The 10,834-nt window shown below is 53.7% G+C and carries 13 protein-coding genes; 2 read left to right on the top strand and 11 right to left on the bottom strand.

The features are described 5' to 3' along the window. The 11 genes from ACR0DX_RS21940 to ACR0DX_RS21890 all read right to left on the bottom strand — a co-directional run. The coding region (locus ACR0DX_RS21940) for a YfcC family protein (protein WP_480847398.1) at positions 1 to 907 on the bottom strand (907 nt) is incomplete at its 3' end. A gap of 535 nt (positions 908 to 1,442) precedes the next feature. Then, a complete protein-coding gene (locus ACR0DX_RS21935; RefSeq protein ID WP_170356848.1) occupies positions 1,443 to 2,570 on the bottom strand; it encodes a cytochrome c peroxidase in 1,128 nt (375 codons plus the stop codon). Further along, on the bottom strand, positions 2,567 to 2,920 hold the full coding sequence (locus ACR0DX_RS21930) for a hypothetical protein (RefSeq protein WP_170356849.1): 354 nt from the start codon (positions 2,918 to 2,920) through the stop codon (positions 2,567 to 2,569). The genes ACR0DX_RS21935 and ACR0DX_RS21930 overlap by 4 nt, the downstream gene beginning before the upstream one ends. Before the next feature lie 20 nt (positions 2,921 to 2,940). Continuing rightward, positions 2,941 to 3,747 carry an amidohydrolase family protein gene (locus tag ACR0DX_RS21925; RefSeq protein ID WP_170356851.1) on the bottom strand — a complete coding sequence of 269 codons (807 nt, stop codon included), beginning with the start codon at positions 3,745 to 3,747 and terminating at the stop codon, positions 2,941 to 2,943. A gap of 21 nt (positions 3,748 to 3,768) precedes the next feature. After that, positions 3,769 to 4,635 (bottom strand): dioxygenase family protein, encoded by an 867-nt coding sequence (locus ACR0DX_RS21920; protein ID WP_170527806.1) that lies wholly within the window; start codon positions 4,633 to 4,635, stop codon positions 3,769 to 3,771. Between the two features lie 10 nt (positions 4,636 to 4,645). After that, a complete protein-coding gene (locus ACR0DX_RS21915; protein ID WP_010437378.1) occupies positions 4,646 to 5,950 on the bottom strand; it encodes a TRAP transporter large permease in 1,305 nt (434 codons plus the stop codon). Further along, positions 5,947 to 6,498, bottom strand: coding sequence for a TRAP transporter small permease subunit (locus tag ACR0DX_RS21910; protein WP_170356854.1), 552 nt, complete (start codon positions 6,496 to 6,498; stop codon positions 5,947 to 5,949). Before ACR0DX_RS21910 ends, ACR0DX_RS21915 begins: the two co-directional genes overlap by 4 nt. A gap of 30 nt (positions 6,499 to 6,528) precedes the next feature. Next, positions 6,529 to 7,602: a C4-dicarboxylate TRAP transporter substrate-binding protein gene (locus tag ACR0DX_RS21905; RefSeq protein WP_170356855.1), complete on the bottom strand. Its 1,074-nt coding sequence runs from the start codon at positions 7,600 to 7,602 to the stop codon at positions 6,529 to 6,531. Between the two features lie 31 nt (positions 7,603 to 7,633). After that, on the bottom strand, positions 7,634 to 8,089 hold the full coding sequence (locus ACR0DX_RS21900) for an OsmC family protein (RefSeq protein ID WP_170356857.1): 456 nt from the start codon (positions 8,087 to 8,089) through the stop codon (positions 7,634 to 7,636). Positions 8,090 to 8,107: 18 nt separating this feature from the next. Next, positions 8,108 to 8,773 carry a malonic semialdehyde reductase gene (locus ACR0DX_RS21895; protein ID WP_480847393.1) on the bottom strand — a complete coding sequence of 222 codons (666 nt, stop codon included), beginning with the start codon at positions 8,771 to 8,773 and terminating at the stop codon, positions 8,108 to 8,110. Further along, complete coding sequence (locus ACR0DX_RS21890; RefSeq protein ID WP_170356860.1) at positions 8,770 to 9,654, bottom strand: fumarylacetoacetate hydrolase family protein; 885 nt, start codon at positions 9,652 to 9,654, stop codon at positions 8,770 to 8,772. The genes ACR0DX_RS21895 and ACR0DX_RS21890 overlap by 4 nt, the downstream gene beginning before the upstream one ends. An 84-nt stretch (positions 9,655 to 9,738) precedes the next feature. Here ACR0DX_RS21890 and ACR0DX_RS21885 point away from each other — a divergent pair, with 84 nt between their 5' ends. Further along, positions 9,739 to 10,125 (top strand): YciI family protein, encoded by a 387-nt coding sequence (locus tag ACR0DX_RS21885; protein WP_170356862.1) that lies wholly within the window; start codon positions 9,739 to 9,741, stop codon positions 10,123 to 10,125. A gap of 51 nt (positions 10,126 to 10,176) precedes the next feature. After that, on the top strand, positions 10,177 to 10,833 hold the full coding sequence (locus tag ACR0DX_RS21880) for a GntR family transcriptional regulator (protein ID WP_480847391.1): 657 nt from the start codon (positions 10,177 to 10,179) through the stop codon (positions 10,831 to 10,833). Position 10,834: the final 1 nt, after the last annotated feature.

Raw genomic sequence — 10,834 nt, 5'->3', positions numbered from 1 at the left:
TGGACATCACCAGGAAGAGACCGGACATTTCGGCCATCCACCACCCCAGCGCGACAACACCATAGATCATAATGGCGAAGGTAATCCCGAAAAGAATCAGAATGATCGAACGCGTCTTGGTCATCTCGGGGAACGTATCATCGCCTTCCGAACCCTTTAGGAAATGCGCCCGGTTTTCCTCGGCCTGATCGGCCACCACGGACAATGACGGGTCGGCTTTCACGCGTGATGCGTATCGCATGACGAATGCGATGCCTGCAGCAAGACAAAGGACAAGGATAATGAACCTCAGGACTATCCCGTTCGTGAACGGAATACCCGCACCTTGCGAGGCAACAACTGTCGCAAATGCGTTGAAGGTTGAGCCCAGGGTCCCAATGCCTGCGCCAAGCATGATCACCGCGACCCCGGTCAAGGAGTCGTACCCCGCCCGAATGAAGACCGGAATAATCAGAGCGTAGAACGCGAGGGATTCTTCCGCCATGCCATAGCTTGTCCCGCCAAAGGCAAAGGCGATCATCAGGATTGGGATCATCAGGATTTCCCGCCCAGCCAACCTGTGCAGCAACCAACCGATACCGGCGTCGATAGCTCCTGTCTTGGTAACAACCATCAGGAAACCACCAATGACCAGAACAAACAAAGCGACATCAATTGCGGCGCTGGATGAACTCCCCAGAAGACCAGGGTCGTACATACCTGCAATCGGGGCAAGGATGACCGCCGTAAGCCCCTGAGGGTTCGGCTCGACTTCGTGGTAGGTGCCCGGGACAGGCGCTTCGCTGCCCAGAGCTTCGTTCATCTGACGGTCATACTCACCGGCCGGAATAACCCATGTGAGGGCCGCCACGACGGCAATCAGAATGAACAGAATGGTAAAGGCGGTAGGAAATTTGAACTTGGACATATGAAACTCGCGCTGGGTGAAGCTGAGAAGCTGGGCAGTCAAATATTTGAATACTTAAGTCTCAACTTAGTACTAACGCGGCGACTTGTCACTTTCGCAAAACGTGAGGTAGCCGAACACATTGAACAATTTCTACCATGGCTCTTTTCCACGATTTTGGGTCAGTTGTAGCGCGCAATCAAAGCGATCTGATGTTTAACAGCAACTAGTCGTAGCGTGGCATCTGATTTTAATAGTGGAAAGACTGTTTGACTTGGGATGCCATCTGATGTCGAGCGTTGACCACTTTTTTGGTCCAACTATGACGGTTGGGTCAGGTTCGCGCGACGTTCAACAGGATTGTGGAACGTTACTGATATTGGACTCAATCGACTTCAAAACCTCAACAAATCAGCCGATCACGTCATCCATTTCTGACCCAAACGTCAAGCAATTCTGACCCAGAGCGAGCAGCACCCCCTCATCGGCACTGCTAACGATAGTCGCCGAACCAGCTTGCCAAATAGCCCATTCCCGGGCTTTAAACACAAACGCTTTAGTAACGCGCCTTGGACAGCGTCATCAAAAAAGCCACTAAGTCTGCAATCTCTTGCTCAGACAAATTCAATTGCGAGAGAATGGCTTCACCATCAGTGTGCAGCCTTTCCGTATTGATTTTGCTGTAATGCCGGATCACAGCGTTCAGATCCCTTAGGCTGCCGTCATGCATGTAGGGTGCGGTTTCAGCCACCCCGCGCAGGCTGGGCGTGCGGAAGGTTCCAAAATCAGCGTGGCTCCGGCGTACACTTCGAACCGCCCAAGCACCATGCTTATCAGGATCGTCATTCCAGTCGCCGTCCAGTGTATAGGGGCTTGAGAGCAAAAAGTTCAATCCACCAAAACGACCTTCGTCGACCTCGGTTTCATTCAGAAAATATGGTACACCGGCATCGTGGAACTCATTATTGGAAAACCTCGGGCCGTTGTGGCAAAATACGCAATTCCCGCGCCCTAAAAACAGCTGAAGACCGCGCTGGGCTGCCTCGGGGTAGTAGGCGGCAGCTGGAAAATCTCGACGCTCTAAGGCATCGCGGAAATCATCAAACTGCGTCCGGTCGGCAACCAAAGTCTCCAAGTAAGCCGAAAGAGCTTTTGCAGTATTCACCAGAACAAGCTCTGGGCCCTGATTTTGGATGACGCCAAAAATAGCTTCAAAGTCATCAATGTAGGCACTTTCAGAGATTGCTGTTTTTAGGCTTTCGGGGCTGTGCGCCATCTCTTGTTCTTCGATGATCGGATGCAGGCTGGCTGCCCAAAGGTTATCGCTTTTGCCACCCCACCCATACCAGCGGAGTCCGGCCAGGTTCCGCAGTGATGGAGTGTTTCGATCTAACAGTACACGGCCGAGCGCCCGCGCCTCTGGCGTTGTAAATGCCTGTTCCGGATCATGACAACTTGCGCAAGAAAATGCACCGTCGACGGACAACACCGGATCGTTGAATAAGGCCTCTCCAAGCGCGATCGCTCTGGCATTATTCGAAACTCTATTGCTTGAGTCCGAATGGAAGGATGGTGGCCAAGGCCCAAAGGAAAGCGTTTGTTCAATTTCGTCTGCAGACAACAAGACCTCTGCACGCACTGCACCTGTCAGGGCTATTAGCGCAGCTGTAAACCACAGCTTCATTTCAGCGTAATTTTTGACGAGTAGAAAACTGATTGGCCATTGATGTCGACATCGACCTGCAACTCCCACAAACCCGGCATGTGAAACAGCATATCATCAACACGGAACGCTCCGCCGCCCAATGCGCTAACTTTGGGGGTATAGTTCATACCGTGTCGATGAGTGGGCATGATTGCATCCACACGCATTTGGCCCACGGTAGTTTCACTACAAATAGAAACCAGTACGGAAAACGGTTGAGCCAACGGAATTTCATCAACGGACAGAGAAACCTCGGGTGCGTTTTGAACTTCCGAAATCATACGTTGCCCAGTTACGTCACAAGCAAAAGCCGTGCTGGACCAAATCATAAACCAGACAGCGCAACGGATCATTTTGATGCCAGCAAACGTTCTGCGTTGGCAAAGGCGATGTTGTCCGCAATCTGGTCCGGCAGTAAATCCAGCCATTCACGCGAAAAATCGGCATGAGGTCCTACGTAGTACCAACGTTCCGGGGCAAATGTATCCGTACCAACCATGAAACGATCCGGATGGGCTTCGAAAGCCTCCTTCCAATCGGGGTCAATTCTGCCTCGTGAAGCCATGTCTGAACGAAACGCCAAATCGGCCCAAAGCCTGGGATACGTGTCCAGCGCGTCAACAACACTCGCCGGATCATCAAAGCCAGAGTGGGCCCAAAGTACCCGAGCTTCAGGCCAGGTTTCGAAGATCAGGTCAACTGCCTCTCGATCGCCGTGGTGGTGTAGAATGAGGTTCCGTTCTTTCGCCAGTAAAATCATGCGCTGAATAACCGGCGTCTTAATGTCGTTCCCGTAAGCGTGAAACTCGCCGATGGCTTCGTAGTCATTCTTGGCCAGGTTTTCTTCCAAATAGTCGATTACAGTTTCATCGTGCATCCAGGTGTTGATTTCACCGCGACGACGGTAGGGGCGCAGTGCTGGAACGACGATGTCCGGTGCCGCGGCTAACAAAAGCTGAGTGCCATTGTCATCCGAGCTGGAAACCAGTGCTTTCCGCACGCCCGCATCCCGAAGGATTTTAGCCACCTGTTCTGGTGGCACCAGTTTGACGGCATCGTGGCTGTAATGAATATGCGCATCAAAGATCGGGCGCTCTTGTGCGATGGCACTGCTGCAAAACAGCGCGGCACTCAAAATGCAGATTTGTTTCAGCACCACATGCCTCCTCGATATTATTCAGAATCTGGCAAGCGTCACGTCGAATTTCACGTGCAAGAATGGTTCAGTGATCTTACCAGAAAGTTCCATGCCGTCCGGAAATTCTGAAGCCGGCCGTTCGACATAGGTCATCACCAGATCGTCCCGAACTCCAAACACCGTGTCCTGATCTAGATAAGGATCGTCGTCGGGGAAAATCTCGGTCACCAAAGAACGGTAGCCAGGAGCCTTGACGATGTAGTGTAGGTGCGAAGGCCGCCAAGGATGGCGGCCGCAGGCGCGCAGGATATCCCCGACAGGCCCATCTGAAGGTACCGTGTATTCAACTGGCTTGACGGTCGTGAATGCATACTTACCATCGTCGCCGGTAGTCATCAGGCCGTGAAAAGAATAGGTGTCCTGTTCTTCGTCCTGGCTTGCATACATTCCATTCGGCGCGGTTTGCCAGATATCCAGTTCTGCACCGGAAATCGGATTACCCTCGGTATTCCGGATAACGCCTTCAGCAAGCAGAACCGGTCCACCGTAGTGGCGCTTCATATCGCCGCCGATCGGCAACGGGGGTGCGCCAGAGACATGGAATGGCCCCAGCACGGAGGAACTGGTCGCGTCAGGGCTGGAATGCAGCATATCCACTAAAGACGACAGGCCCAGTACATCCGAGGCCAGAACAAACTCGTGCCTGTCTTCTGTCTCTACGGCGGCGCACCCCTCAAGAAACGCTATTCCTGCGCGCCATTCGTCATGTGTCAGGTTGGTTTCCCGCGCGAAGTCATGGAGGTGTTTGACCAGAGACCCCATGATTTCTCTCATCCGCGGATCGGTGTCCTTGGACAGGTATCCCATGAACACGTCGGTGATATTGTCTTTGGTAACAGAGCGCATCTGCGCCTCCTTAAATCAGGGCAAGGCTGAGGATCGGGAACTCGATCAGAATAAACAGAACGATCAGCATCACGAACGCAAAGGGAAGTGCGCCCATAAACACATCCTTGAGCGATATTCGGTCATCGTTGATCGTCGATTTGATGACGAAGCAAGATATGCCCAAAGGCGGGGTCAAAAGCCCGATTTCGGCGCCGACCACAGTGATAATGCCAAACCAGATCAACGACATGTCCAGGGCTTCGGCCATGGGCAGGAACAGCGGGACGACGATCAGAATGATGGACGCCGTATCGAGCAAAGTTCCCAGAAAAAGCATCAAGAGGACATAGAGCAGCATGATCGACCAAAAGGACGCGGAATTTCCCGCAAGCAAATCCTGCAACTGATTGGGCAGCCCGGCCAGCCCCAGCATGCGACTATAGATCGAAGCCGCCGTAATCAGGAACAAGATCGCCGCTGTAATGTGACCGGTTTCCAGCAACGCGTCCCAGAACGCTCTTGGTGTCATGGACTTGCGTACGACTGCGATCACGAGCGCAACCAGTGCCCCAGCTGCACCCGCCTCGACAGCGGTTAGCCATCCTGTGTAAATGCCACCGAGCACTACCGTGATAATGAACAATGTGGGCAGGGTCTTGGATGCGATCTCGCGCCCGGACATCCATTCGGTGTCTTCGACGACCCGGCCGCCCACAAATGCAGGTGTAAAACGACCCATCAACCAGATCGCGCCCACATAAGCTATTGCCAGCATGATACCGGGTATTACTCCCGCCAGAAACATGTCCCCTACGGACTGTTCGGCGACAAAGGAATAGATGATCAGCATCGCCGAGGGTGGAATAATCATCCCCAAAACCGACGACCCGGCCACAACCCCAACCGCAAAACGTGGATTATATGCCTGCGCCATCATCTGCGGGACCGAGACCTTGGTGAACACTGATGCGGACGCAATGGACGACCCGGTAACGGCTGCAAACACGGCATTTGCTCCGACGGTCGCCATTCCGATACCGCCTTTGACCTTGCGAAATCGCATGGTCATTACCTCGTAAATGTCCCTTCCTAGTCCCGCTTTTGAAACGATGAGCCCCATAAAGGTAAAAAGAGGAATTGTCGCGAAACTGTATTCCATCGCGCTGTCGCCCACCGCAACCTTCAGCAGGTTGAGCGCAAGCGTGAAGTTGTCCCGCATCAGCCAGATCGACACGAAGGAGACCACACCCAAAGCAATCGGAATGTAGACGCCCGCGTAAATCAGAAAGACTATGGCAACGACCGAGATCAGGCCAATCTCAATCGGCGTCATTCTGCGGCCTCGTCATGCTCTGGGGTGCGGATAAGTTGCGGGCGGTCCTGCGCCGTGACGACCTTGAGCAGGAAAATCACGCAGGCAAGCGCAGTACCGCACGCGATGACCAGTTTGACCGGCCACCAAGGCAATGTGAAAAGACCGGGCACTCCGAAGTAGTCCTGTGTTTCCCACATGTGAAGAAATTCAGGGAAGGTTACATAGGCGATCAAGGCCATGAAGATTGCCGAAATGGCGTTGATGATGCGCCTCAGGTTGGCTGTCAGACCGGGGCGACGATGGTGTAGCAGGTTCAAAAACCCATCTGAGCGCGTCAATCGATCCACTCTGACAACGTCGGCCAGCTGCAGGAACACGATCATCACGACCGAGAATTGCACCATCTCATAGGTTCCGCGCAGTGGGGCCGAAAACAGGCCCCGCGCAATGACGTCAACATTCAGAATGACCACCAACGCTAGGACGACAAGCGTACCCAATGCGTTGGCGGCTATAGCAAGCGTATTGGCGACCCGCGACAAGCCAGCAACTGCGGTCTTCAGCATGAAAGGCCCCTTTCGTGGATCGCCAGCCAGTTATTCGGCCGTCCAGTCGCGTACTCCGGTGAAACCGGCGTCCTGCAGCTTTCCAAGATAGGCGGCTAATATCGCGTCGCCTTGTTCGCCGTTTTCATTCAGCGTGGCAGCCCATTCCTGTGCAACATTGGGCATTGCGTTGGCCCAAGCCGCTCGTTCTTCGTCCGAAACTTCGACAATCGTTCCGCCGGCTTCGGTATAGGCATCCCGTGAGGCCGCGGCGCGGTCCATAGCGATACCGGCCACATGATCACGGTAGTCAATGGCGACGGCCTTAAGAACGTCTTTGACTTCGTCGGGCAACTTTGCCCAGTAGTCAGAATTCACAGTGATCGTCTTGGAATTCACCGCACCCAAGTCAGCTTTGAGCATGTAAGGAGCCACTTCGGCGATCTTGAATGTTTTGGCAGCCTCGGGCCAAAGCATTGCGCAATCAACCAAGCCGGTTTGAAGCATATTGTAGAAATCGGTCAGACCACCACGTACCCCGGCCGCGTCTTTGATACCTTCAAGGTATCGAAGGTTAAGTCCAGCTCCGGCCACTTTTCGGCCTTCTAGGTCAGAAACAGCCGTAACCGGCTCCGTACAGAACACCTGGTAGGTATCGAGTACGACGCCAGTTGCCAGGTAAATTTGGTTCTGCGCAGCAAACTCGTTCTGCATCGCGGGGTATTCGCGCGCGATTTCATCAACTGCCTTAGCCACGGCACGGGAGTCCGATGCCACGAAAGGTGTCGATCCCGAAATACCCTGGCTGGGCAGCTTAGAAGAATGGAAGATTGTCGTAACGATCCCAATATCGCCAAGACCAAGTTGTACACCTTCCAAAACGCCCTTCGGCTTAACGATCGAACCGCCGTAATTCTCTTGCCAGTTCATCTTGTAGTTACCGGACTCAGCCAGCCGCTTGTCCACTTCTGGAATAAAGAAGTTGGTGAATTCCTTCACCCATAAGGCCCGATCTGGGTACCCATCAATCACAACAGCTGAAATAGTCTCTTCTGCCGCGAGGGGCATCGCCATGACGCCTGCCAGAGCAGCGCCCACTAGGCTGCGTTTGGTCCAGTTTTTCATTTCTCTCCTCCCAGAAAGACAGGTCATTTCATTATTTGTTTGTTTTGACCCAGTTTACGGCCAGGTCCGTGCCTGCCGCTTCAAACAGTTTTGCGATGGCGCAATACTTGGCTGTCTCCTCGCCCACGCGCGTCAGTTCCTCCTGACTGGCGGGCGTCTCACAATTCACGGTGAGTTCGATTTCCGGAAACGGAACATCGATCTCCTCCTCCATCAGCACCCCACGCCGGTCCAACCTGCATTTCGCGTCGATTGTCACAGTGCCGAGGTCAACTCCCAACCGATGTGCGTTCTTGTGCCCGATGACATTCGTACAGGCGATCAGGGCTGCCATTGCGGTCTCGGTCGGAGACGGACCAAGATTTGTCCCGCCGCGTTCGACGGGTTCATCGACAACAACATCAAGATCGCGAATTGGTATTTCTGTCCGCGCATGAGTCGGGCACTGAGCTGTCGTGCGGTAAGTCACGACGGGTTTCACTTTCATAGCCACAGCGTCACCTCCTCATGCATACAAGCAAACTTTTTCGAATGGAAAACGTGGAAGCTTCTGGAACAATCCGGTCTCGTCCGCGTAGCCCAGATTGCATAGAAAATTGGACTTGAGCGTCGTGCCCACAAAGAACTCCTCGTCGACGATCTTGCTCGAAAAACCTGACATGGCGCCGACGTCCAACCCGACAGCCCGGGCCGCAATCATGAAGTAGGCGCCCTGAAGCGTACCATTTCGAAAGGCCGTTTCTTCCACGTAGTCGGGTTTGTTTTCGAACAATGGCCGACGGTCTTCGTGCGGGAAAAGAAAGGGCAATTCCTTCCAGAAGTCCATGTCATAGGCAATGATCGCCGTGACCGGAGCATCCATCATCTTTGGCACATTCTTCGGCTTTAAAGACTTTGCAAGCCGCTCTTTCCCTTCGGGACTTTTCACGAAAACGAAGCGCGCGGGCAACGTATTCATGCTGGTCGCGCCGTTGATCGTAATGTCGTAGATCTCTTCAAGTATGTCGTCAGAAACAGGCTTGTTGGTCCACGCGTAGTGCGATCTGGATTCACGCAGGATCAAGGCGATCGCGTCATCCGACAAGCGTGGAATGCGCTCGCGTAGATCGCGGTGATCTTGCTGCGCCTTGGCGCGAAGTGCCTCCAGCTCTGCTCCGGTTGGTGCGCTCATGCTGCAGCCACCTTGGACTTGGCGTCCTTTTCGTCAATGATTGGGCTTGCGCAGATTCCGATACCTTCAATCTCGACCTCAACGGTTTCACCGGGCTTCAACCAACGGGGATTGGGTTTTTTGGCGTGTCCGACACCAGGCGGCGTGCCCAGCGCAATCAGATCCCCCGGCTCCAAAGTGGTATATTCCGAAATCGTCGCGATGACCTGACGAACTCCCCAAATCATGTTGGCGGTATTCGAGCTTTGAAGGATTTCATCACCCACACGGCTTTCGATCTTTAGACCTGATGCCCCTTCGGGCAACTCATCAGGCGTTACGGTGAAAGGACCAATCGCGCCCGTGTCATCAAAGTTTTTGCCGGGCGTCCACTGAACGGTTTTGCGCTGATAGTCCCGCAGCGAACCATCGTTGAATACAGTGTAGCCAAAGACATAATCCAGTGCGTCCTGCTCCGAGATATGGCGGCCGCGTTTTCCAACGATCAGCATAAGTTCGGCTTCGTAGTCGAGCTTCTCGGAACAGGCAGGCCGCACCATAGGTTGCCCTGCCGCCATGATCGAGTTCTTCCCGCGCATGAACAGCGTCGGATATTCCGGGATGTCATACCCGCCTTCCTTGATGTGGTCCGTGTAGTTCAACCCCATGCAAATGATCGTTCCGGGAGCGGCAACGGGCAATGCCGGAGTGATGGAAGACACGGGCACAGTGTCTGCGGCGTCAATTTTGCTGGCAAGTGAGTCGGCCAGTTCAGGCTTGGCTATCAAACCCATCAAATCCGAACCGACGGCAGGGTCCAAAGCCGTTAGATTCACTGCGTTTTCGCCATTTACAGCAAAAACCGCTGTGCCTTCCGAAGTCTCTCCCACCAGGTATTTCATTTTCACCATCCATGTCAGTTCGCTTGATTTTTGCCGACTATTTTGCCATATGTCAAATAATATCGATATTTTTGGAGACAGCAAATGGTTGCTTGGGCAGACTACAAATCAGAAGCAAAAAGCCGCGGTGCGCTTGCTTTGGAGCTTTACGTCGCGCTGAGCACGCCAGCCAAAGCGCCCGAAGATGTAAAGGCGTCACTGCCAGATCACTTGGCTTATCAGGCGCAGCTTGAACGTTTGGGGCAGCTAGCTTTTGCAGGCCCCATGTCGGATGAAACCGGCGAGCATATGCAGGGGATGGGGCTGATCATCTATCGCGCCGACAGCCTTGAAACCGCCCGGAAGCTGGCCGAAGACGATCCTATGCACAAAAGCGGGGCGCGTAGCTTTGTACTTCGGCGCTGGTTGGTCAACGAAGGCTCGCTGAACCTTTCAGTTGGTCTATCGACTGGAACGAGTGCCTTCAGTTAAGTGCACTCAAGAGTATTTGCCGCGAAATAGGAACAGTCGGATATGGACGCCATGCTTGATACTGAGGGCAAAGAGACATCAGCCACTCATGGAGCGTATCGAAGGCTGCGCGAAATGATCCTGACCGGAGAATTACCTCCGGGTCAAAAACTCAAGATCGAACAGCTTCGCGGGCTTTTGGACACTGGCGCTAGTCCGGTTCGTGAAGCGCTTAGCCTTTTGACTTCGGACATGTTGGTCGAGCGGATTGATCAGCGCGGATTTCGGGCAGCGCCAGTCAGCAAGTGTAACTTTGAGGAAATACTTCTGTTGCGCTGCAACCTTGAGGAAACCGCGTTGCGCGCTTCCATCACCAATGCGGATGCGCCCTGGGAAGATCGGCTTGTCTTACGTCACCATCATATGAAAAAGGCCAGCCAGAACGGGGCGCGGGACTTTGAGGACGCTCACAAAGCGTTTCATATGGCCTTGTTGGACAATTCGAAACTGCCGTTGCTGCTGCGGTATTGCTCGCAGCTTTATGACCTGAACATTCGCTACCGCTATCTGGCGGCTGGTGGGTCGAGCTACAAAAAGCGAGATATCGCCGCCGAACATCAGCAAATCCTGGACGCCGCATTAAATCACGACGCAGACAGCGCAACTCGGCACCTAATCGATCACTACCGCCGAACAGGTGAGTACCTTAGCAGCCAGATGGAGCCCTGAA

This window comes from Ruegeria sp. D3 (genome assembly GCF_056534465.1).
The sequence above is the reverse complement of the archived record's forward strand: the minus strand, read 5'-3'. Positions and strand labels throughout refer to the sequence as shown.